Origin of the sequence: Streptomyces sp. NPDC058001, assembly GCF_042886315.1 — a bacterium.
Taxonomy (GTDB): Bacteria; Actinomycetota; Actinomycetes; order Streptomycetales; family Streptomycetaceae; genus Streptomyces.
Genome location: NZ_JBHVQT010000014.1, coordinates 148,794 through 170,352, shown reverse-complemented (window position 1 = coordinate 170,352; position 21,559 = coordinate 148,794). Strand labels below are relative to the sequence as shown.

Below are 21,559 nucleotides of genomic sequence, written 5' to 3'. Positions count from 1 at the left end.
GCCCCAGATGACAGCAACCCGGGGGAGATCTGTCCAAGACTCTTCGGTGATGCCTCAAATAGGTATGCCCTATCAGTGGTCCCACATGGGCGAAGATGAGCCATGGACGTCAGACAGCTGGAGTACTTTCTCGCCATCGTGGACCACGGGGGCTTCAACCGCGCGGCCTCCGCGCTCTATCTGTCGCAGCCCACCCTCTCCCAGGCCATCCAGTCCCTGGAGCGCGACCTCGGCAGCAGCCTCTTCCACCGCATCGGACGCCGGGCGGTCCTGTCCGAGTCCGGCGCCGCCCTGGTCGAGCCGGCCCGCGCCGCCGTACGGAGCCTGGAACTGGCGCGGGCCAGCGTGGGCACCGTGCGGGCACTGCGCGGCGGGGCGCTGGACATCGCCGCCATGCCGTCCCAGGCGGTGGAGCCGCTGAGCGGTCTGGTACGCCGGTTCGCCGAGCGGTACCCGGACGTCGTCGTCCGTATCCGCGCCGCCTTCACCCCACGGGACGTGGTGGAACTCGTCAGGACCGGCGCCTGCGAACTCGGGCTCCTCGCCACACCGGGAGCCCTGCCCGAGCGCGAGGTGACCGCACATCCGCTGGGCGAACAGCGCTTCGTCCTCGTCACCCCGCCCGACGGCCCCTTCCCACCGGGGCGGCCCGTTCCGTACGCCGATCTGAGCGGGCACCGGCTCATCGCGGGACAGCGGGGCACCGGGATGCGCACCTTCGTGGACGGGCTGCGGGAGCGGGGCGTCGACTTCACCGTCGCCGTGGAGAGCGAGCACCGTGTCTCGATCCTGCCGCTGGTGCTCGGCGGCGTCGGACTCGCCGTGGTCACCGACGCGTGGCGGGATCTGGCGGAGCGCACCGGCGCCCTCGTGCTCGACCTGGAACCCCGGGCGGTGCTGCGGATCGCCCTGGTCAGCAGACGCACGGAGCTGACGCCGGCGGCACGGGCCTGCCTGGAGCTGGCGGCCGAGGAGGGGGAGACGCCCGAGGCGGACGAAGCCTGAAGGGTTCCGGGCTGGAGGAGCTGAGGGTGATAGGCGCTGCCTATTTAGGGCATCGCCGATCCGTCTTGGACGCGCCACCTGCGGTGTTGCTGCAATCGACCTCATGAAGACGACCCACCGCATCGCGCTGATCCCGGGAGACGGCATCGGCGCCGAAGTCCTGCCCGCCGCCCGCCAGGTCCTGGACTCCGTCGGCGCCCGCCACGGCATCGGCCTTGAGTACGAGGAGTTCGACTGGTCCTGCGAGCGCTACCTCCGCGAGGGCTCGATGATGCCGCCGGACGGCCTGGAGAGGCTGCGGACCCACGACGCGGTCCTGCTCGGCGCCGTCGGCTACCCGGGCGTGCCCGACCATGTCTCCCTCTGGGGCCTGCTGATCCCGATCCGCCGCACCTTCCGCCAATACGTGAACCTCCGCCCGATCCGCGTCTTCGAGGGCATACCGAGCCCGCTGCGTGCCGCCCTGCCCGGCGACGTCGACTTCGTCGTGGTCCGCGAGAACGTCGAGGGCGAGTACAGCGAGGTCGGCGGCCGGGCGAACCGGGGCTTCCACGATGAACTGGCCGTCCAGGAGTCCCTGTTCACGCGCGCCGGGGTGACCCGGGTCGTGGACTACGCGTTCGACCTGGCCGAGCGGCGGGGCGGACGCCTCACCTCCGCGACCAAGTCGAACGGGATCGTCCACACCATGCCGTTCTGGGACGAGATCGTCACCGAACGGGCCGCAGACCACCCGGGGGTGACCTGGGACCAGGAACACATCGACGCCCTGGCGGCCAAGTTCGTACTCGACCCCGGCCGCTTCGACGTGGTCGTCGCGTCCAACCTGTTCGGGGACATCCTCAGCGATCTCGCGGCGGCGGTGGCGGGCAGCATCGGCATAGCGCCGTCCGCGAATCTCAACCCCGAGCGCGACTACCCGTCGATGTTCGAGCCCGTCCACGGGTCGGCCCCCGACATCGCGGGACGCGGCATCGCCAACCCGATCGGTGCCATCTGGTCCGCCGCCCTCATGCTCGACCACCTCGGCCACCCGGACGCCTCGGCCGACATCACCCACGCCCTCACCGACACCCTGGCGAGCGGCACGGCACTCACCCCGGACCTCGGCGGCACGGCCGGCACCCGCGCCTTCACGGAACATCTGCTGAGCCGGATGTGAGGAAAGGCGGGCGTGCGGCGATGAGTCGAGCCCTCGGATCCGGTCGTCACTGGTAGGCAATCAAGCCGAACCGGACGATCGGAGAACGAGATGCGGCAACCGACACCTCATACGGCATGGCGGCAGTGGGACATGTTCGTGGGCGAGTGGGACATGTGGGCGCGCGGCGAGAGCGTCGGGCCGGTCCGGACCGAGTTCTCCTGGCTGGCGGGCGGAGCCTTCCTGGTCCAGCGCGCTGACCTGGGCCCCGATACGTCCCTCCCCGCCGACTGGGTCCCGAACGTGCCCTTTCCGACCGTCACCCTGACCGGCTACGACGACACGGAAGGGCACTTCACGACGCTCTACGCCGATGGGCGCGGTGTGGCACGCGTCTACCGGACGAGCCTGAGCGACGGCATCTGGAAGCAGTGGCGTGCGGCACCCGGCTTCCATCAGCGGTTCACCGCCACCGTCGACGGGAGCGGCGACACCATCCGGGGCGGCTGGGAGTGGTCGGACGACGGCGACTCATGGCGGACCGACTTCGATGTGACGTACCACCGGGTCCGGGGGTGACGCACAGTTCGAAGCACCGTTCGATCACTGCGCCTGCGCCCGCCTTCCCCGCGCTTCACGGGAACATGCGGTGACGGGCCGTCCTTGGATAGGGTGCGGCTCGCATCGGGCATTTCCACGGGGGAGACGTGAAGTGATGGTTGGTCAGCAGCCGGGCCAGGGTGGGCCCTCGGAGATCTTCCAGCCGTTGGCGGCGGACGATCCGACCACGATCGCCGGATACCGGCTGGCCGCCAAGCTCGGCGCGGGCGGTATGGGCAAGGTGTATCTGTCGTACACGCCGGGCGGGCGGGCCGTGGCCATCAAGGTCATCCGTCCCGAATTCGGCGAAGACCCGGAGTTCCGCCGCCGGTTCGCCCAGGAGGTGAAGTCCGCCCAGCGGGTGCAGGGCCTGTTCACCGCGCCCGTCATCGACGCGGACACCGACGGCGCGCAGCCGTGGCTGGCCACCGCGTATGTACCGGGCCCCTCGCTCTCCGACGCCGTCGTCGCGCATGGCGCGCTGCCCGTCGAGACGGTGCTGCTGCTGATCGCCGGTATGGCGGAGGCGCTGCACATCATCCATGGCGCGGGCATCGTGCACCGCGACCTCAAGCCGTCCAATGTGCTGCTGGCCGGTGACGGGCCCCGCGTCATCGACTTCGGTATCGCCTACGCGGCCGACGCGACCTCGCTCACCGGCAGTGGCATCACCATCGGCACCCCGTCGTTCATGGCCCCGGAGCAGGCCGCCGGACGCAAGGTGACCCCGGCCACCGACATCTTCGCGCTCGGGCAGGTGGCGGCGTTCGCGGCGACCGGAACCCCGGCCTTCGGCGAGGGCACCTCGCACGGCGTGCTCTACCGGATCGTCCACGAGGAACCCGACCTGACCGGAGTCCCCGATCGGCTGAGGGAACTGGTCACCCGCTGCCTCGCCAAGGACCCCTCGGCCAGGCCGACGATCGCCGAGATCATCACGATCTGCCAGTCCGCGAACGCCGAGACGGTGCTGCGCCGCCCCGAGGACTGGCTGCCCGCTCCGATCACCGCCGACATCACGGTACGGGCCGCGGCCCCCGCCCCGGCCCAGACCCCGCCGCCCCCGGCCGCCGCCCCGGCGTACACCCCCACGACCCCGGTGGCCCCGGCCACCCCGCCCCCGGGCTACGGCCCGCCCGCGACGCACCAGCCCCCGCAGTACCCCATGACGCAACACCCCACGGCACAGCACCCCATGGCACAGCACCCCATGGGACCCGCCCCCACGCAGCCCCACGCCTACGCCCCGACCCAGGGCCCCGGGGGCGCGCCGACGTACCCCGGTTACAACGTCCACCCGCCCCAGCAGACGAAGCGGCGCTCGGGTCGGCGGGGCATCGTCATCGCACTCGCCGCCGCCCTGGTCATCGGTGTCGCCGGTGGGGCGTACCTCGTGTCGCGGGGTGGGGGAGACGACACCAAGGGCGACAGCTCGGCGCAGGGCACACCGGAGAGCAGCACGAGCGGGGACGCCGGCAGCAAGGCTCCCCCGGCGGACGACAGCACACCCAACGACGACGCCAAGTCCGACCCGAAGCCCAACTCGTACAAGGGCATCAACCTCACCGCCGGCTACCACCTGACCCTCGGCGAGGACCCCGTACGGCCCCAGGAGGGCGAGGACGGGGGATACGAACTCTCCTACGACACGGGCGGATATCTCGACGCGGAGAGCACCGGCGGGACCCTCGCGCTGCTCGACCCGGGCCAGGAGGGATCGCTCGAAGCCTGCCGCGCGGACACGCGGTACACACAGAACATCTACGTGGACAAGCTGTCGAAAGGCCGGCAGGTCTGCGTCACCACGGGCACCGGGCACATGGGGCTCGTGACGGTCCAGGGCTTCTCGGGCGAGGATTCGCCGAGCACCTACATGACGCTGGACCTGACGGTCTGGCGCAACGCCGTGGACTCCGGGTCGGGTGGCTGAGACGCCTTTGTCGTGGCCGGGGGCGCTCGGCCTTCCGGCCACGAGGGCGAGGTGTCAACCCGACCTGGCGTTCCGTCACTTGCCGATGCGCAGGGCTTCCTTGAGGAACACGGTGGCGTAGTTCGGGGTGCCCTGCGTGGTGATCACCTCGACGCAGGCACGCGGATGCAGGTCCGAGGTCACGCACACCAGCCGCCGTATCCCGTGTGTGTTCATCGCCGCCGCGCCCAGCGCGTCGGCGCCCGTGCCGGAGAGCCACTGCGCCAACGCACGGCAGAGGGTGGACTTGCCCACGCCGGGACTGCTCCCGATGACCGAGATGAAGTGGAGAGTCATCCCGGCAGTCTCTCGGCGCAGTCCCTCAGCCGTGTCACAGGAGGCCATGGCGACCATGTCACAGGGGGCCGGGCTACCTCGTCTCAAGGGGTGTAGGCACCGATGACCACGGAGGAGCACACCATGGACGCCCGACTGAACTACCTCGCCAACCCGATCGCCGGCAAGATCCTCAAGCCCTTCATGTCGGTGGGCAAGGCGATCAAGGAATCGCCGCTGCCGGCCGTGACACAGGAACTGGTGGCGCTGCGCGTGAGCCAGATCAACGCCTGCGCGGTCTGCGTCGACATGCACACCAAGGAGGCCGTCGCGGCCGGTGAGACCTCGGTACGGCTGAACCTGGTCGCGGCCTGGCGGGAGGCCACGGTGTTCACCGAGGCCGAGCGCGCGGCACTGCACCTGGCCGAGCAGGGCACCCGGATCGCGGACGCGGCAGGCGGGGTCAGCGACGAGGTGTGGGCGAACGCCGCCAAGCACTACGACGAGGATCAACTCGCCGCCCTGGTCGTCCTGATTTCCTTCATGAACACGGCGAACCGGCTGAATGTCATCACCCAACAGCCCGCCACCGGCGACTACAAGGCCGGGCAGCTCCACTGAGAACCACGCGCACGAGTACGTGAACGAGTACGGGTACGCATACGGGTACGAGCGCGAGGTACGGGAGAGTCGGCGTGAGCAAGGTTGAGGAGTTCGAGGAGCTGCGGCCCCTGCTGTTCTCGATCGCCTACCGGATTCTGGGCAGCGTGAGTGAGGCCGAGGACGCGGTGCAGGAGACATGGCTGCGCTTCGACGGCTCGGCGACCCGGCCCACGTCGACCAAGGCGTTCCTGTCGGCCGCGGTGACACGGATCTCCATCGATGTGCTCCGTTCCGCGCGGGTGCGGCGGGAGGAGTACGTCGGGCCGTGGTTCCCCGAGCCGCTGCTGAGCGACCCGTATCAGGACCCGGAGCGGTCGGTGGAGCTGGCCGACTCGGTGTCCATGGCGGCGCTGCTGCTCCTGGAGCGGCTCAGCCCGCTGGAGCGCGCGGTCTTCCTGCTGCGGGAGGTGTTCGCCTTCGGGTTCGACGAGGTCGCCGCGGCGGTCGGCCGTTCGGAGGCCGCGTGCAGGCAACTGCTGGTACGGGCACGACGGCACATGGAGGCCGGGCGGCCACGGTTCGCAGCGGACCGTCAGGAGCGGCAGGAACTGGCGACACGGTTCTTCGACGCGCTGAAGAACGGCGATGTGGGCGGGCTGCGGAATCTGCTGGCCGCCGATGTGCAGATGGTCGGGGACGGCGGCGGCAACGCCCCGCAACTGGCCAGGGCCGTCATGGGCGCGGAGAAGGTGGCCCGGCTGCTGGGCGCGGTCTACCCCGTGCTGAACCGGATCGACGTGACGTGCGAGCCGCACGAACTCAACGGCCAGCCCGGCGCGATCTTCCGCGACCGGGACGGCAAGGTCCTGCAGACCCTGGTCCTGGACGTGCTCGACGGGCAGATCCAGACCATCCGCGCGGTGATCAACCCCGACAAGCTCGGCCACCTCGGACCGGTCGCCGACGTCTGGGCCGTCGACCGGGAGGCACGGCGAGCCCGCCGACAGCCGAACTGACCCCAAGCCGACCCGACCACAAGCCGACCCGTGCGCATTGTAAGGTGGAGAGAACAGCCCTTGACCTGCGAGAACGCGGGCAGGGAGCCTAAGTTGGGGAGTATCTCCATGCTGCGTACCATGTTCAAATCCAAGATCCACCGTGCCACCGTGAGCCAGGCGGACCTGCACTATGTGGGATCCGTGACCATCGACGCGGACCTTCTCGACGCCGCCGATCTGCTGCCCGGGGAACTCGTCCACATCGTGGATATCACCAACGGCGCCCGGCTGGAGACATACGTCATCGAGGGGGAGCGGGGGACCGGAGTCATCGGTATCAACGGTGCCGCCGCCCATCTCGTGCACCCCGGCGACCTGGTGATCATCATCAGTTACGCTCAGGTCGACGACGCCGAGGCCCGTACGCTGCGGCCCCGCGTCGTGCACGTGGACCGGGACAACCGGATCGTGGCACTCGGCGCCGATCCCTCCGAGCCCGTGCCGGGCGGCGACGAACGGCGCGGTCCGCATGTCCGGCCGGCCGGATCCGTTCCGGTGGCCTGAGACCGATGACCGACATCGAGATCCGGGACGACCGCGCCGCGGGCCGCCTCGAAGCGCACGCGGGCGGCGAACTGGCAGGACACATCGCCTACTTCGTCCTCACGGAGCCGCGGCGCGCCCTCGTACCGGTGCACACGATTGTCGAGCCCGCGTACGAGGGGCAGGGCGTCGCCGGGTCCCTCGCACGCGAGTTGTACGCCATGGCCGCACGCGAGGGGGTGCCGGTCGCGCCGCTCTGCCCGTACGTCGTGAAGTGGGCCGCGCGCCATCCCGCCGAGGCGCCGGTGGCCGCGCCCGAACTGCTGGACGCGGCCAGGGAGTACGTGGCCGCCCACCCCGAACAGTGGTGACGACCGGCGCCGCGGCTCCGCTCGCCCTGCTGCACACCTCGCCCCTGCACATCCCCGTCTTCGACGCCGTACGCGACGAGGACCACCCCGGGCTCGTACTGCGCCACTACGTGGACCCGGACCTGCTGGCGCGGGCCGGGCGGGACGGACCGGAGTCGGTGGCGGACGACGTGCGGCGCGCGGTGGGCCGCGCCGTGGCGGACGGGGCGGGGGCCGTGCTCTGCACCTGCTCCACCATCGGGGGTGTCGCGGAGGCGCCGGGGCCCGTGGACGGGGTGCCGGTGTTGCGGGTGGACCGGCCGATGGCCGCCGCCGCGGTGGCCGCCGGGCCCCGGGTGGTCGTCGTCGCCACGGTGGCCTCGACCGTGGCGCCCACGCTGGAGCTGATCGAGGAGGAGGCCCGCCGGGCGGGCCGTCCCGTCGCGACCCGGGTGCTTCTTCTGGACGCGGCCTGGGAGCTGTTCGCGCGGGGCGACTCGGAGGGATACGTCGACGCCGTGGCGGAGGGAGTGGACGGCGTCGCCGACGCCGACGTGATCGTCCTCGCCCAGGTGTCGACGGCCCCGGCGGAACACCGCGCGGCGACCCGGACCCGGATACTCACCAGCCCCCGACTGGGCCTGGCCGAAGCAGCCACCGTCCTGCACCGAGGCCACGACGGCCACCGAGGCTAGAGGGCAGGGCTTCCCGGGGTATCCCCGGTCGCGTGGGCTCGAAGGCATCGGGTACGCGTGGGAGAGTCCAAGAGTCGGTTCGTACCGGCTCGTCCCCCCACACCCTCGGAGGCCCCCGATGACGCATCCGATCCCCGACCCCGTACCGCCCGGTCCCACACCGGGACCCGCGCCCCACCCGGAGCCCTTCCCGGAGCCGGGGCCCCAGCCAGGGCCCGAGCCGGGCCCCGCGCCGGGGCCGCGGCCCACGCCGCCGCCCCAGCCACCGGGCCCGGTCCCGCCGCCGTCACCGTCCCCGATCCCGGAACCCCCGGGACCGGAACCGCTCCCGCAGCCCGGCTGACCGGCGCGCGGGCCCCGCTCGGCGCGGGGCCCGCGTCAGGCTTCCACCTCCGTACGGTCACCGCCCCACAGCGTGTGGAAGGAGCCGCCGCGGTCCGTACGCCGGTATGTGTGCGCGCCGAAGAAGTCCCGCTGCCCCTGCGTCAGCGCGGCCGGCAGCCGCTCCGCGCGCAGCGCGTCGTAGTACGCCAGGGCCGCCGCGAAGCCCGGTGTGGGGACACCCTGCCGCACCGCCGCGACCAGCACCGCCCGCCAGTCGTCCTGCGCCGCGCCGATCTCCCGCGCGAAGTCCTCGTCCGAGAGCAGGCTCGGCAGATCCGGGCGGGCGTCGTACGCCGCGCGGATCCGGTCCAGGAACGCCGCCCGGATGATGCACCCGCCACGCCAGATCGTGGCGACGGAACCGAGGTCGATGTCCCAGCCGTACTCCTCGCTGCCCGCCGCGATCTCGTGGAAGCCCTGCGTGTACGAGACGATCTTCGACGCGTACAGCGCCTGCTCGACCTGGTCGGCGAAGGCCGCGGCCTCCTGCGCGCCGAGCGCCCGCGCGGTCGGTCCCGCGAGTCCCCGCGACGCCTCCCGCAGCTCCGCGTGGCCCGACAGGGACCGCGCGAACACGGCCTCCGCGATGCCCGACACCGGCACCCCGAGGTCGAGCGCGATCTGTACCGTCCAGCGCCCGGTGCCCTTCTGCTCGGCCTGGTCCTGCACGACGTCCACGAACGGCTTGCCCGTCGCGGCGTCCACGTGCGACAGCACATCGGCCGTGATCTCGATCAGATACGAGTCGAGCCGCCCGGTGTTCCAGGTCCGGAAGATGTCCGCGATCTGCGCGGGCCCGTACCCCGCCACGTCCCGCAGCAACTGGTACGCCTCGCCGATGAGCTGCATGTCGGCGTACTCGATGCCGTTGTGGACCATCTTCACGAAGTGCCCGGCGCCGTCCGGACCGATGTGCGCCACACACGGAGCACCGTCGGACGCCTTCGCGGAGATCTTCTCCAGCATCGGGCCGAGCGAGTGGTACGACTCCTTCGAGCCGCCCGGCATGATGCTCGGTCCGTGCAGCGCGCCCTCCTCGCCGCCGGAGATCCCGGTGCCCACGAAGTGGATGCCCTGCTCGCGCAGCTCCCGCTCACGGCGTCGGGTGTCGGCGAAGTGCGCGTTGCCCCCGTCGATGATCATGTCGCCCGGCTCCAGGAGCGGGGCGAACTCCTGGATCACCTCGTCGGTCGGCTCGCCCGCCTTCACCATGATGACCAGACGGCGGGGGCGCTCCAGGGCGGCGACGAACTCCTTCGCCGTCTCGGCGGGCACGAAGGTGCCCTCGTCGCCGAACTCCGCCACCAGCGAGCGGGTCCGGGCCGCCGTGCGGTTGTGCAGGGCGACGGCATAGCCGTTGCGTGCGAAGTTCCGGGCGAGGTTGCGTCCCATGACAGCGAGCCCCGTGACGCCGATCTGGGCTGTAGTGCTCATGCCTGTTAGCTCCTGAAATCGGTGGTGCCGGTCGTGATCGCCAGTATCACTCCGCGGCGTAGCGTGTCCTGTCGACACTGTGTACGACGAAGGAGCCTCAGTGCCTCATTTCGACCTCCCGCTGGACCGATTGCGTGCCTACCGTTCCGACGCGACGGAACCGGACGACTTCGACGCCTTCTGGGAGAAGACGCTCTCCGAGGCCCGCGAGCACGACCTCGACGCCCGGTTCGAGTCGGTGGACGTGCCGCTCACCGCCGTGGACGTCTTCGACGTGACCTTCGCCGGGTTCGGCGGACACCCCGTCAAGGGCTGGCTCATCCTCCCGGCGGGCACGACCGCTCCGCTGCCGACCGTCGTCGAGTACATCGGCTACGGCGGCGGGCGCGGCCTGCCGCACATGCATCTGATCTGGGCGGCGGCCGGGTTCGCGCACTTCGTGATGGACACCCGGGGCCAGGGCAGCAGCGGCCGGGCCGGCGGCGAGACCCCGGACCCGGTCGGCTCCGGACCCTCCTTCCCCGGCTATATGACCCGAGGCATCGAGGACCCGCACGACTACTACTACCGGCGTCTGTTCACGGACGCCGTGCGCGCGGTCGAGGCGGCCCGCTCGCACCCGCTGGTCGACGCGGGCCGCGTCGCCGCGGTCGGCGTCAGCCAGGGCGGCGGCATCACCCTCGCGGTCGGCGGTCTGGTGCCCGACCTCGCGGCGATAGCACCCGACGTGCCGTTCCTGTGCGACTTCCCGCGCGCCACCACACTCACCGAACGGCACCCGTACCGCGAGATCGCGCTCTATCTGAAGGCCCGGCGCGGCGGCGAGGAGCAGGTCTTCCGTACCCTCTCCTACTTCGACGGCGTGCACTTCGCCGCGCGGGGCCGCGCGCCCGCGCTGTTCTCGGCCGCCCTGGAGGACCAGACCTGCCCGCCGTCGACGGTGTTCGCGGCGTTCAACGCGTATGCGGGAAAGGGGCGGGCGATGGAGGTGTACTCCTTCAACGACCACGAGGGCGGCGGCCCTTACCAGCAGGACGTCCAACTCCGCTGGCTGCCCCAGTACCTGACAGGCTGACGACCCGACGCGAGGGGGCGCCGGGGGACAATTCGGCGCCCTCTCGCGGGAGTTCACACTGAGCGACCCTCGCCGTACGTGAGCGGCCGATTACCCTCTTGTCCTGGCCTGTTCGCAGCACTTACTTTCGTGGCTCCTGATGCCTTGGGGGACACCCCTGTGGACAGTGAGGGGGACCGCCATGACCGTGCGTGGCCGACACCGCAGATACCAGCCGAACCGCATCAACCGTGCCTCGCTCACCGTCACGGCGGGTGGCGCCGGCATGGCGCTGCCGCTCCTGGGCACCGGTGTCGCACACGCCGCCGACGTGGACACCTGGAACAAGGTCGCGGCCTGCGAGTCGACCAGCAACTGGAGCATCAACACCAACAACGGCTATTTCGGCGGGCTCCAGTTCAGCCAGTCGACCTGGGAGGCGTACGGGGGTCGCGCGTACGCGTCGCGTGCCGACCTGGCCACCAAGGACCAGCAGATAGCCGTGGCCGAGAAGGTACTCAAGGGTCAGGGCCCCGGCGCCTGGCCGACCTGCTCGGTGCGCGCCGGACTTTCGCGCGGCGGTGATGCCCCGGACATCCAGCCGGCGACCGCGAAACAGCAGGAATCAGCCACCGCGAGTAAGCGGCAGGCCACCACGGAGAAGCGGGCCGCTCCGCGCGAGGTGAAGGACGTCAAGCCGGAGACCACTCCGCAGTCCCGGGCCGGCACCGCCGAGATGTACACCGTCGTACGCGGCGACACCCTCTCCGGTATCGCCGACGACCGTCGGATCCCCGGCGGCTGGCAGAAGCTGTACGAGTCCAACCGCCGTACCGTGGGCGGCGATCCGGACCTGATCCTCCCCGGCCAGCGACTCTCCGTCGGCCAGGCCGCGCAGCCGAAGGCACCCGCGAAGAAGCAGCCGGCGGCGAAGAAGCAGGTCGAGAAGGAACAGCCGGTCGAGAAGGAACAGCCGGTCAAGAAGGAACAGCCGGTCAAGAAGGAACAGCCGGTCAAGAAGCAACAGCCGGTCAAGAAGCAACAGCCGGTCAAAAAGCAGGAATCGGTCAAGAAGCAGCAGCCTGCGAAGAAGCAGGAGGCCGCCAAGCCGAAGGCGGCCGAGCACAAGAGCGTTCTCTCGGCGCCCGTCAGTGTCTCGCCCAGCACGCCCTATCACCAGACGGGCAGCTACTGGTCGAAGGGCTACCACACGGGCGTCGACTTCCCCGTGCCGACCGGTACGTCCGTGAAGTCCGTCGCCGCGGGCCAGATCGTCTCGGCGGGCTGGGGCGGCAGTTACGGCTACCAGGTGGTCATCCGGCACGGCGACGGCCGCTACACCCAGTACGCCCATCTGTCGGCGATCTCCGTGAAGTCCGGGCAGAGTGTGGTCAGCGGCCAGCGCATCGGCCGCTCCGGCGCGACCGGCAACGTCACGGGCCCGCATCTGCACTTCGAGGTACGGACCGGGCCCGCGTTCGGCTCCGACATAGACCCCCTGGCCTACCTCCGCGCGGGCGGCGTCAGGATCTGACCAGCCGCAACCAGCCGCACGAACCCTGACTCACCGAACGAGCGTCCCCGAACGAGGGTCACCGAACGAGCGTCACGACCTGACGCGGGGCCGCGGGCGCAGTACCCGCCGCGGGTACGCCTGCTCGCGCCTCGCCGCCGTCGGCTGCACCGGCATACCGGGCAACCGCCCCTCCGCGTCCGAGGCGAACGCGATGGACGGACCGGCGTCGTGGCCCGTGTCGTGACCGGCGCTGTGGCCCGAGCTGTGGCCCGTGCTGTGACCCTTTCCGAGGTGCCTGTCGCCGTCGGGTCCCAGGACGCCACCCGGGCCGCGCCCGGCGCCCGGCTCCGTACCCGCTTCCCGCGCGGTACCCGGCTCCGCACCGCTGCCCGCGGCCGGTCCCCGGTCGGTGGCGTTGCCCGGCCCGTCCGCGAGCAGGACCTCGGCAGCGGCCTGTTCGCGCCGTGCCGACCCGATCCGCTCGGTCGTCAGCAGGATCAGACCGCCCGCCGCCACGACCCCGCAGCCGAGCGCGAGCACCGTGCCCGCCGTGCCGTAGCGGAACGTCTCGCCGAACATCGTGATGCCGACCGCGGCGGCCACCACCGGGTTCACCACGGTCACCGTGGACAGCGGCGCCGCGAGGCCCGCGTCGCGGTAGGACGCCTGCGAAAGCAGCAGACCCGCCGTCGCGAGGACCGCGATCACCGCGAGGCTCGTCAGCTCCACACTCGGTGACGCGTCCGTCCAGTCCACCGCCACCGTCTTGGTGAACACCGACGCGATGCCGAACGCGATGCCGGCCGCCGTCGCGAGCAGCATGCTGCGGACCGCCGGGTGCCGGTGCACCGCGTGCGCCGCCACCATCAGGGCCACGATCGCGCCCCCGGTCACCACCGCGAGCAGCAGCCGCTCGGTGCCGTCCAGCGTCCGCGAGTGGGCCATACCCGTCAGCGACAGCAGGCCCGCCAGGCCGACCGTCGCCATGATCGCGCCGCGCCACGCGGTCGCCCCGGCCTTGCGGCCCACGAAGAACGCCGCCATGGGCAGCGCGCACACGATCGTCAGCGCCCCCAGCGGCTGCACCAGGCTCAGCGGACCGTAGGCCAGCGCCACGACGTGCAGCAGCGCACCGAGGCCGTTCAGCGCGACGGCGCCCCACCAGACGGCGCGGCGCAGCGGCGCGTACGCCCCCTGCGGCGACGTCACCGCGACCCGCTCCTGCACGATCGCCCCGCCCGCGTACGCCACGGCTGAGACGAGGGAGAGCAGCGCGGCCAGCGCGAGGGCGCTCATGAGCGGCTCCAAGAGCTGCGGGGGCCCTCGCACGGAGCGCGGCGCGTCCGGCGCGGCGAACGATCGTCTTCCATATCTCTACGATCTCTCGCCGAAGCGCTCCCGTCGTCCTCCCTGAGCTGTCAATGGGTCCTACTGCCGATGGAGTACGCACCGGGCCTTGTCCTCCCTGGGGTTGGTGACCGAGGGAGGAGATCCCGGAGTGCCCTAAGGGTCGTCACTCATCGCGTACAGTTGATCGCTCCTTGTGGGGACGTCGGGTGCCGTGGTGTGCGGAGCACGTGGCCCGGGGGTCTTCCCCAGGGGCCTCCTGTGGGTGACCATGAGGGAGGAGCCGGGCACGACGACTGGGGGTTCTGCGTGAGAGTGGGACTGCTCAGCCGCGAGTATCCGCCGGACGTGTACGGCGGAGCGGGTGTCCATGTCGAGTTCCTGGCCCGGGAGTTGGCCTCGCTCGTCGACCTCGAAGTGCACTCCTGGGGTGAGGGAAAGGCCGACGGTCTCGTCCGCCACCGGCCCTGGCCCGCGCTCGACGGCGCCAATGACGCGCTGCGCACCTTCTCCGTGGACCTCGCGATGGCCGCCGCGCTCGAAGGCCGCGAACTGGTCCACTCGCACACCTGGTACGCCCATCTCGCCGGGCACCTCGCCAAGCTGCTGTACGGCGTCCCGCATGTGATGACCTCGCACTCCCTCGAACCCCTTCGCCCCTGGAAGGCCGAGCAGCTCGGCGGCGGTTACGCCCTGTCGAGCTGGGCCGAACGCACCGCGATCGAGGCCGCCGACGCCGTGATCGCCGTCTCCGGCGCCATGCGCGACGACATCCTCGCCTGCTATCCGGCCCTCGACCCGGGCCGGGTGCATGTCGTCCACAACGGCATCGACCCCGAGCTGTACCGCCCCGACCCGGACACGGACGTCCTGCGCCGCTTCGGTATCGACCCCGAGCGCCCCTACGTCCTGTTCGTCGGACGCGTCACCCGCCAGAAGGGCGTGCCGCATCTGCTGCGCGCGGCCCGTCGGCTCGCCCCCGAGGCGCAGCTCGTCCTGTGCGCCGGGGCCCCCGACACCCCCGAGATCGGCCGTGAGTTCCGCGCCCTCGTGGACGAACTGGGCACGGTCCGCACCGGGGTGCACTGGATCCCGCAGATGCTGCCGCGCGGTGAGGTGATCCAACTCCTCACCCACGCACGGGTGTTCGTCTGCCCCTCCGTGTACGAGCCGCTGGGCATCGTCAACCTGGAGGCGATGGCGTGCGGCACCCCCGTCGTCGCCTCCGCCGTCGGCGGTATCCCGGAGGTCGTCGCCGACGGCTCGACGGGCCTGCTCGTGCCGTACGAGGAGCGGGATCCGGACGCCTTCGAGCGAGGTCTCGCCGACGCCCTGAACCGGATCGTCGGCGAACCGGACACGGCGGAGCGGATGGGCACGGCCGGACGCGACCGTGCGGTAAGGGAGTTCGGCTGGCACGCGGTGGCGCGGCGCACGGCCGAGTTGTATGAGTCAACCCTGAAATCGGCTTAGCGGGCAGAGGGAGCGTCCATGCGCGGAGGACCTTCGGTGCTGGGAATCGTGTTGGCGGGCGGCGAGGGCAAGCGGTTGATGCCGCTCACCGCGGACCGCGCCAAACCGGCCGTGACCTTCGGCGGTACCTACCGCCTGGTCGACTTCGTCCTGTCCAACCTGGTGAACGGCGACATCCTGCGGATCTGCGTCCTCACCCAGTACAAGTCGCACTCGCTCGACCGGCACATCACCACCACCTGGCGGATGTCCAGCCTGCTCGGCAACTACATCACCCCGGTGCCGGCCCAGCAGCGGCTCGGGCCGCGCTGGTACCTCGGCAGCGCGGACGCCATCCTCCAGTCGCTGAACCTCGTCCACGACGAACAGCCCGACTACATCGCCGTGTTCGGCGCCGACCATGTGTACCGGATGGATCCGCGGCACATGCTGAAGCAGCACATCGAGAGCGGCGCGGGCGTCACCGTCGCCGGAATCCGGGTGCCACGCGCGGAGGCGTCGCAGTTCGGCGTCATCACGCCCGCGCCGGACGGCCACCGGGTGGCGGACTTCCTGGAGAAGCCCGCCGATCCGCCGGGGCTGCCCGGGGCGCCGGACCAGGTGTTCGCGTCCATGGGCAACTACATCTTCACCACCAAGGCCCTCATCGACGCCCTCCAGCGGGACGCCGACGACGACCACTCGGTGCACGACATGGGCGGCTCGATCCTGCCGTCCCTCACCGAGCGCGGAGTCGCCCAGCTCTACGACTTCGACAGCAACCATGTGCCCGGCGAGACGGCGCGCGATCACGGCTACTGGCGTGACGTGGGCACCCTCGACGCGTACTACGAGGCCCACATGGACCTCATCTCGGACCAGCCGGTGTTCAACCTGGACAACCGGCGCTGGCCGATCTACACCCACGCGGGGCAGTTGCCGCCCGCCAAGTTCTGCTCCGGCGGTATCGCGGGCGAGTCGATCGTCAGCCCCGGGTGCGTGATCCGGGGCCAGGTCACCCGCTCCGTCCTGTCGCCGGGCGTCGTCGTCGGCGAAGGCGCCGTGGTCCAGGGCTCGGTGCTGCACGACAACGTCCGGATCGGCCGGGGCGCGGTGGTGCGGGGCGCGGTGCTCGACAAGAACGTGGAGGTGCCGGCCGGTGCCACGATCGGCGTGAACCCGGAGCGGGACCAGGAGTTGTACACGGTGTCCAAGGGCGGGGTCATCGCCCTGGGGAAGGGACAGCGGGTGATGTGACCCTCGGCGCGCGCCGCCCACGCGTCCTGCACGGCGCGCCGCCCGTGCCCTCGTGGCGCGCGCCGCCCACGCATCCTGCACGGCGCGCGCCGCCCGTGCCCTCGTGGCGCGCGCCGCCCCCGCGATCTCACAACACCCGGCGCCTGCGCCCGAGCCAGGTCTGCGCGATCACGACCACCGCGAGGAACGCCCCACTGACCACCTGCTGATACGCCGAGTCGAGCGAGCCGATCTGGTTGATGACGTTCTGGATGACCTTCAGAAGCAGCACACCGACCAGGGACCCGCTGATGAAGCCGAACCCGCCGCTGAGCAGGGTGCCCCCGATGACGACCGCCGAGATCGCCTCCAACTCCATACCGGAGCCCAGGATCGTCACACCGGACACCAGCCACGCCGCGTTGAGGGCGCCCGCGAGTCCCGCGCAGAGCCCCGACAGGGCGTACACGGAGATCTTCGTACGGGCCACGGGGACGCCCATCAGCGCGGCGGCGTCCTCGTTCCCGCCGACCGCGTACACGTACTGACCGAACCGGGTGCGCCGCAGCACCACGGCGCCCAGGACGAACAGGGCCGCCGTGATCCACACCGGGACGCCGACGCCCAGCAGCTTGCCCTGCCCGAGCGTCGCGAAGAAGGTGTCCTTGTCGACGAGATACGTGGTCGAGCCCTCGTCGGTGACCGCCAGCAGAATGCCCCGGGCGCCCAGCATCGCGGCGAGGGTCACGATGAAGGGGGCGAGCCGGGAGCGGGCGATGAGCAACCCGTTGACCAGACCGATCAGTCCGCAGACCGCGAGCGGCAGAAGCAGCGCGACCGCCGTCCCGTACCGGGAGCCCCAGGCGGCGAGCACCCCGCCGAGCGCGAACAGCGACCCGACGGACAAGTCGATGCCACCGGTGACGATGACGAAGGTCATACCGAGCGCGACGACGGCGAGGAACGCCGACGACACCGCCATGTTCTCCAGGTTGTCGCCCGTCAGGAACGTGTCGAAGGCGAAGGACGCGGCGATCACCGCGACCACCAGCGTGACCAGCGCGCCGTGCTGCTGGGCGAGCGCGCTCAGCCGCTCGGACCGGGTCGCGCCCTCCGGTTCGGCCTCGGGAACGCTCACCGGCCGTGCCTTCGATGTCAGGGTGTCCGTCATCGCTTCCCCCGTTCCCGCGCCGCGTAGACCGCGAGGACGATCACCACGGCCTGCGCGATCTGGGTCCAGGACGGCGGCAGATCGTGCTTGATGAGTGTGGCGGTGAGCAACTGGATCAGGACCGCCCCGGCGACGGTGCCGCCGATCCGGACCCGGCCACCGGTGAGCGGCGTGCCACCGACCACGACGGCGGTGATCGCGGAGAGTTCCATCAGGTTGCCCAGCGAGGTCGGGTCGCTCGCGCTGAGCCGTGCCGTCGCGAGGATCCCGGCCACGGCGGCGAGCGCGCCCGCGCACACATAGACGAGGATCAGCACGCGCCGTACGGGAAGTCCGGCGAGCCGTGCGGCCGGTCGGCTGTCGCCGATGGCGAGGAGCTGACGCCCGAACGTGGTGCGCTTCACGGTGAATCCGACGAGCAGCGCGAGCGCCGCGGCGATCAGCACCAGATAAGGGATGCCGAGCACATCGCCCGAGCCGAGCGTGGCCATCCCCGGATCCCGGACGTCCTTGAGCTGGGGGAGCAGTACCAGGGCCAGGCCCCGGCCCGCGACCATCAACGCGAGTGTCGCCACGATGGGCTGGACGCCGACGAAGGCGATCAGCGCGCCGTTCGCGGCCCCGATGACGATGCCGCCGATGATCGCGGCCAGGGCGGCGATCCACGGCCCGTAGCCCAGGTACAGCGAGACGAGTGAGGTCGCGAGGGCCATCACCGAGCCCACCGACAGGTCGACGCCCTCGCTGCCGATCGCGAGGGCCATGCCGAGCGCGACGATGAGGACGGGGGCGACCTGGACGGCCTGGGTGCGGAAGTTCTCGGCGGACAGGAAGTGCGGGGTAAGGGCGATGTTGACCAGCAGCAGGACGGCGACGCCGAGATAGACGCCGTAGTCCTGGAGGAGCCGCAGCAGGCGCTCACGGTCGGCGCCCGCGCGGGGGAGTGTCAGCTCAGTCATGGTGGTCCTCCGGCGGCGGGGCCGACGAGGGAGCGGCGGCCGGGGTGTCCGTCGGGACCGGGGCCTTCGTGGCGGCCGTGGCGTCTGCGGGGGCCGTGGCGTCCGCGAGAACCGTGGGGTCCGTGAGGGCCGTGGCGTCCGGCTCCGCCGCGATGGCCCGCATCAGCCGGTCCTCCGTCACGTCGTCGCCAGTGAGTTCCGCGACCACCGCGCCGTCCTTGAGGACGACGACGCGGTCCGAGCCCTCGATCAGCTCCTCCGGGTCGGACGAGATCAGCAGCACGCCCAGGCCCTCGTCGGCGAGTTCGTCGATCAGTTTCTGCACCTCCGCCTTGGCGCCCACATCGATACCGCGGGTCGGCTCGTCCAGGAGCAGCACTTTGGGATTCATGGCGAGCCAGCGGGCGAGGAGCACCTTCTGCTGGTTGCCGCCGGAGAGTTCGCCGACCTTCTGGTGCGGCCCGGACGCCTTGATCCGCAGCCGCTTCATGAAGGTGTCGACGATCCGGTCGATCCGGGTCTCGTCGACCAGGCCGAACCGGGACAGGCCGGGCAGCGCGGCCAGGGCGATGTTCTCGCGGACCGAGAGACCGGGCACGATGCCCTCGGCCTTGCGGTCCTCGGGCAGCAGACTGATCCCGGCGCGGATGGCGGCCGGTGTCGAACCGGTGCGTACCGGGATCCCGGCGACGATCACCCGGCCCGCATCGGGCGGCAACGCGCCCGCCACCGCCTTCGCGGTCTCGCTGCGACCCGAGCCGAGTAGCCCGCCGAGCCCGACGACCTCACCCGGACGTACCGAGACGGACACCGCGCGCAGTCGGTGACGTACCGTCAACCCCTCGGCGCGCAGTACCGGTTCGGCGTCGGTGTCATGGCCGCCGCTGAACTTGGTCAGGCCCTCCTGGCGCACCTCGCCCATCTCGCGGCCGAGCATCAGGGACACCAGACGCAGCCGGTCGAGGCCGGCCAGCGGGCCCGTGTGCACGAGCCGACCGTCCCGCAGCACGGTGACCGTGTCGCACACCTCGTACAACTCGTCGAGGCGGTGGCTGACATAGACCACCGCGATGCCCCGCTCGCGCAGCATCCGGATCACTCCGAACAGCGTGCGGACCTCGCGGGGCTCCAGGGACGACGTCGGCTCGTCCATGACGACGACCCGCGCGTCCACCGACACCGCCCGTGCCAGGGCCACCATCTGCTGGGCCCCGACGCCGAGTTCACGCAGCGGCCGGCGTACGTCGACCCGGACACCGAGGTCGCGCAGCGCCTCGTCGGCGGCCCGGTGCATCCGGCGGAAGTCGATCAGACCGAGACGGCCGCGGGGCTCGCGGCCCAGGAACAGATTGCGGGCCACGGTCATCAGCGGGACGAGGTTGACCTCCTGGTAGATCGTGGAGATCCCGGCGTCCTGGGCCTGGAGCGGGGTGTGGAAACGCACCGGGCGGCCCTGGAAACGGACCTCGCCCGCGTCCGGCGCGTACACCCCCGTCAGGACCTTGATCAGCGTCGACTTCCCGGCGCCGTTCTCGCCGATCAGGGCGTGCACCTCGCCGGAGCGTGCCGTGAAGTCGACGCCGTCCAGCGCGCGGACGCCGGGGAACGTCTTGGTGAGACCGGCGACGGACAGCACGTCCGTCGCCGGCGGAGCCGGAGCTGTCGTCACGTCAGAACGCCTTGCCCAGGTCCGACTTGGCGTTGGACTTCGTGTAGGCGCTGTCCTGGATCACGATGTCCTGCTGGACCTCGCTGCCCTGCGTGAAGGTGTCCAGGGTCTGGAAGGCGAGCGGTCCGAAGCGCGGGTTGGACTCGATGACGCCGTCGATCCAGCCGTCCACGATGCCCTGCACGGCGTTGCGCGTCCCGTCGATCGTGACGATCTTGACGGCGCCCGCCTTCTTGCCCGCGCCCTTGAGTGCGTTGACCGCGCCGAGGCCCATCTCGTCGTTCTCGGCGTAGATCCCGGTGATGCCGGGCTTGGACTGGATGAGCTGCTCGGTGACCTGCTGGCCCTTCTCGCGTGCGAACTCACCCGTCTGCTTGAACACGATCTTCAGGTCGGGGGCCTTCTCCTTGACGCGGTCCTCGAAGCCCTTGGTGCGCTCGGTGGTCACATTGTTGCCCGCGGCGCCGAGCAGGATCGCCACCTCGCCCTTGCCGCCCGTCGCCTCGATCATCTGGTCGGCGGCGCGCTTGCCCTGCTCCACGAAGTCGGAGCCGATGAAGCTGACGTAGTCCTTGCAGGCGGTCGCGTTGATCTTCCGGTCGATCGTGATGATCGGGATGTGCTTGGCGCTCGCGGCGCGCAGTACCGGCTCCCAGCCGTCGGAGTTGAGCGGCGCGATCACCAGCAGGTCGGCGCCCTTGGAGATGAGGTCCTGCACATCGCTGATCTGCTTGGAGAACTGCGACTGGGCGTTGGCCGTGAGCAGTTTGACGCCGCGCTTCTTCGCCTCGTCCTTGATCGACGCGGTCTCCGCGATCCGGAACGGGTTGGCCTCCTTCTCGGACTGCGAGAAGCCCACGGTCGCGTTCTTGAGGTCGATCTTCTCGGCGCCGTAGGCGTCGATGGTGCAGCCCTTGCCGCCGGCGCTGGGCGAGGCGACGACCTGGCCCGCGTCGCCCTTGCCGGACGAGTCCTTGGTGTCCGACGAGTCGTTCTCGGACTTGGCACATCCGGTGGCCAGTGCGAGGCTCGCGGCCAGTCCGGCGGCGAGCAGGGAGGTCCTGACAGAGGTACGGCGAAGAGGAGAGGTCGGCTTCATGGAGTCCCCATAACGGCACGGTCCGGCGGCGCGGAGAGCGCTCACGGGAAGGCGGTCT

At 70.9% G+C, this 21,559-nt stretch carries 20 protein-coding genes; 13 read left to right on the top strand and 7 right to left on the bottom strand.

All coding sequences use genetic code 11. The features are described from left to right. Positions 1 to 102: 102 nt before the first annotated feature. The 4 genes from ACFVT5_RS32395 (at position 103) to ACFVT5_RS32380 (ending at position 4,676) form a co-directional block, all read left to right on the top strand. Positions 103 to 1,005: a LysR family transcriptional regulator gene (locus tag ACFVT5_RS32395; RefSeq protein ID WP_389895341.1), complete on the top strand. Its 903-nt coding sequence runs from the start codon at positions 103 to 105 to the stop codon at positions 1,003 to 1,005. A gap of 103 nt (positions 1,006 to 1,108) precedes the next feature. Further along, the gene (locus ACFVT5_RS32390; RefSeq protein WP_389895339.1) at positions 1,109 to 2,167 is read left to right on the top strand and encodes a tartrate dehydrogenase; all 1,059 of its coding nucleotides are present in this window, start codon (positions 1,109 to 1,111) and stop codon (positions 2,165 to 2,167) included. 90 nt (positions 2,168 to 2,257) lie between these two features. After that, complete coding sequence (locus ACFVT5_RS32385) at positions 2,258 to 2,725, top strand: hypothetical protein (protein WP_389895337.1); 468 nt, start codon at positions 2,258 to 2,260, stop codon at positions 2,723 to 2,725. 136 nt (positions 2,726 to 2,861) lie between these two features. Continuing rightward, positions 2,862 to 4,676: a protein kinase gene (locus tag ACFVT5_RS32380; protein ID WP_389895335.1), complete on the top strand. Its 1,815-nt coding sequence runs from the start codon at positions 2,862 to 2,864 to the stop codon at positions 4,674 to 4,676. A gap of 75 nt (positions 4,677 to 4,751) precedes the next feature. Here the strand turns inward: ACFVT5_RS32380 and ACFVT5_RS32375 are convergent, their stop codons facing one another. Next, positions 4,752 to 5,012 carry a hypothetical protein gene (locus ACFVT5_RS32375; RefSeq protein ID WP_389895333.1) on the bottom strand — a complete coding sequence of 87 codons (261 nt, stop codon included), beginning with the start codon at positions 5,010 to 5,012 and terminating at the stop codon, positions 4,752 to 4,754. Between the two features lie 123 nt (positions 5,013 to 5,135). On the opposite strand from ACFVT5_RS32375, the gene ACFVT5_RS32370 reads away from it, so the two are divergent. From ACFVT5_RS32370 to ACFVT5_RS32350, 5 genes are all read left to right on the top strand, one after another. After that, a complete protein-coding gene (locus ACFVT5_RS32370; RefSeq protein WP_389895654.1) occupies positions 5,136 to 5,612 on the top strand; it encodes a carboxymuconolactone decarboxylase family protein in 477 nt (158 codons plus the stop codon). A gap of 74 nt (positions 5,613 to 5,686) precedes the next feature. Further along, on the top strand, positions 5,687 to 6,610 hold the full coding sequence (locus ACFVT5_RS32365) for an RNA polymerase sigma-70 factor (RefSeq protein ID WP_389895331.1): 924 nt from the start codon (positions 5,687 to 5,689) through the stop codon (positions 6,608 to 6,610). Positions 6,611 to 6,718: 108 nt separating this feature from the next. After that, positions 6,719 to 7,156 carry an aspartate 1-decarboxylase gene (gene panD / locus ACFVT5_RS32360; protein WP_389895329.1) on the top strand — a complete coding sequence of 146 codons (438 nt, stop codon included), beginning with the start codon at positions 6,719 to 6,721 and terminating at the stop codon, positions 7,154 to 7,156. A gap of 5 nt (positions 7,157 to 7,161) precedes the next feature. Then, positions 7,162 to 7,506 (top strand): GNAT family N-acetyltransferase, encoded by a 345-nt coding sequence (locus ACFVT5_RS32355; RefSeq protein WP_389895327.1) that lies wholly within the window; start codon positions 7,162 to 7,164, stop codon positions 7,504 to 7,506. Continuing rightward, positions 7,503 to 8,180, top strand: a complete 678-nt coding sequence (locus ACFVT5_RS32350; RefSeq protein ID WP_389895325.1) for an arylsulfatase — start codon at positions 7,503 to 7,505, stop codon at positions 8,178 to 8,180. Before ACFVT5_RS32355 ends, ACFVT5_RS32350 begins: the two co-directional genes overlap by 4 nt. Before the next feature lie 378 nt (positions 8,181 to 8,558). Here ACFVT5_RS32350 and gndA read toward each other — a convergent pair whose 3' ends face one another. Beyond that, positions 8,559 to 9,998: an NADP-dependent phosphogluconate dehydrogenase gene (gene gndA, locus ACFVT5_RS32345; RefSeq protein WP_389895323.1), complete on the bottom strand. Its 1,440-nt coding sequence runs from the start codon at positions 9,996 to 9,998 to the stop codon at positions 8,559 to 8,561. 100 nt (positions 9,999 to 10,098) lie between these two features. Between gndA and ACFVT5_RS32340 the strand changes: the two genes are divergently transcribed. Then, a complete protein-coding gene (locus tag ACFVT5_RS32340; RefSeq protein ID WP_389895321.1) occupies positions 10,099 to 11,073 on the top strand; it encodes an acetylxylan esterase in 975 nt (324 codons plus the stop codon). 181 nt (positions 11,074 to 11,254) lie between these two features. After that, positions 11,255 to 12,586, top strand: a complete 1,332-nt coding sequence (locus ACFVT5_RS32335) for a transglycosylase family protein (RefSeq protein WP_389895320.1) — start codon at positions 11,255 to 11,257, stop codon at positions 12,584 to 12,586. Between the two features lie 72 nt (positions 12,587 to 12,658). Here ACFVT5_RS32335 and ACFVT5_RS32330 read toward each other — a convergent pair whose 3' ends face one another. Beyond that, a complete protein-coding gene (locus ACFVT5_RS32330) occupies positions 12,659 to 13,864 on the bottom strand; it encodes a DMT family transporter (RefSeq protein ID WP_389895318.1) in 1,206 nt (401 codons plus the stop codon). Positions 13,865 to 14,224: 360 nt separating this feature from the next. Here ACFVT5_RS32330 and glgA point away from each other — a divergent pair, with 360 nt between their 5' ends. Then, complete coding sequence (gene glgA / locus ACFVT5_RS32325; RefSeq protein ID WP_389895651.1) at positions 14,225 to 15,388, top strand: glycogen synthase; 1,164 nt, start codon at positions 14,225 to 14,227, stop codon at positions 15,386 to 15,388. A gap of 18 nt (positions 15,389 to 15,406) precedes the next feature. Further along, a complete protein-coding gene (gene glgC, locus ACFVT5_RS32320; protein ID WP_389895316.1) occupies positions 15,407 to 16,624 on the top strand; it encodes a glucose-1-phosphate adenylyltransferase in 1,218 nt (405 codons plus the stop codon). Positions 16,625 to 16,751: 127 nt separating this feature from the next. Here the strand turns inward: glgC and ACFVT5_RS32315 are convergent, their stop codons facing one another. The 4 genes from ACFVT5_RS32315 to ACFVT5_RS32300 are packed head-to-tail and all read right to left on the bottom strand — an operon-like array spanning position 16,752 to position 21,501. Beyond that, positions 16,752 to 17,774, bottom strand: a complete 1,023-nt coding sequence (locus tag ACFVT5_RS32315; protein ID WP_389895314.1) for an ABC transporter permease — start codon at positions 17,772 to 17,774, stop codon at positions 16,752 to 16,754. Beyond that, positions 17,771 to 18,733 carry an ABC transporter permease gene (locus tag ACFVT5_RS32310; protein WP_389895312.1) on the bottom strand — a complete coding sequence of 321 codons (963 nt, stop codon included), beginning with the start codon at positions 18,731 to 18,733 and terminating at the stop codon, positions 17,771 to 17,773. Before ACFVT5_RS32310 ends, ACFVT5_RS32315 begins: the two co-directional genes overlap by 4 nt. Next, entirely contained in the window at positions 18,726 to 20,369 is a 1,644-nt protein-coding gene (locus ACFVT5_RS32305; RefSeq protein WP_389895649.1) for a sugar ABC transporter ATP-binding protein, read from the bottom strand. The genes ACFVT5_RS32310 and ACFVT5_RS32305 overlap by 8 nt, the downstream gene beginning before the upstream one ends. A gap of 34 nt (positions 20,370 to 20,403) precedes the next feature. Further along, the gene (locus tag ACFVT5_RS32300; protein ID WP_389895310.1) at positions 20,404 to 21,501 is read right to left on the bottom strand and encodes an ABC transporter substrate-binding protein; all 1,098 of its coding nucleotides are present in this window, start codon (positions 21,499 to 21,501) and stop codon (positions 20,404 to 20,406) included. Positions 21,502 to 21,559 lie beyond the last annotated feature (58 nt).

Coding starts and splice junctions, on each gene's coding strand:
- ACFVT5_RS32395 (WP_389895341.1), top strand. CDS start 103: ATGGACGTCAGACAGCTGGAGTACTTTCTCGCCATCGTGGACCACGGG.
- ACFVT5_RS32390 (WP_389895339.1), top strand. CDS start 1,109: ATGAAGACGACCCACCGCATCGCGCTGATCCCGGGAGACGGCATCGGC.
- ACFVT5_RS32385 (WP_389895337.1), top strand. CDS start 2,258: ATGCGGCAACCGACACCTCATACGGCATGGCGGCAGTGGGACATGTTC.
- ACFVT5_RS32380 (WP_389895335.1), top strand. CDS start 2,862: ATGGTTGGTCAGCAGCCGGGCCAGGGTGGGCCCTCGGAGATCTTCCAG.
- ACFVT5_RS32375 (WP_389895333.1), bottom strand. CDS start 5,012: ATGACTCTCCACTTCATCTCGGTCATCGGGAGCAGTCCCGGCGTGGGC.
- ACFVT5_RS32370 (WP_389895654.1), top strand. CDS start 5,136: ATGGACGCCCGACTGAACTACCTCGCCAACCCGATCGCCGGCAAGATC.
- panD (WP_389895329.1), top strand. CDS start 6,719: ATGCTGCGTACCATGTTCAAATCCAAGATCCACCGTGCCACCGTGAGC.
- ACFVT5_RS32355 (WP_389895327.1), top strand. CDS start 7,162: ATGACCGACATCGAGATCCGGGACGACCGCGCCGCGGGCCGCCTCGAA.
- gndA (WP_389895323.1), bottom strand. CDS start 9,998: ATGAGCACTACAGCCCAGATCGGCGTCACGGGGCTCGCTGTCATGGGA.
- ACFVT5_RS32335 (WP_389895320.1), top strand. CDS start 11,255: ATGACCGTGCGTGGCCGACACCGCAGATACCAGCCGAACCGCATCAAC.
- ACFVT5_RS32330 (WP_389895318.1), bottom strand. CDS start 13,864: ATGAGCGCCCTCGCGCTGGCCGCGCTGCTCTCCCTCGTCTCAGCCGTG.
- glgC (WP_389895316.1), top strand. CDS start 15,407: ATGCGCGGAGGACCTTCGGTGCTGGGAATCGTGTTGGCGGGCGGCGAG.
- ACFVT5_RS32315 (WP_389895314.1), bottom strand. CDS start 17,774: ATGACGGACACCCTGACATCGAAGGCACGGCCGGTGAGCGTTCCCGAG.
- ACFVT5_RS32310 (WP_389895312.1), bottom strand. CDS start 18,733: ATGACTGAGCTGACACTCCCCCGCGCGGGCGCCGACCGTGAGCGCCTG.
- ACFVT5_RS32300 (WP_389895310.1), bottom strand. CDS start 21,501: ATGAAGCCGACCTCTCCTCTTCGCCGTACCTCTGTCAGGACCTCCCTG.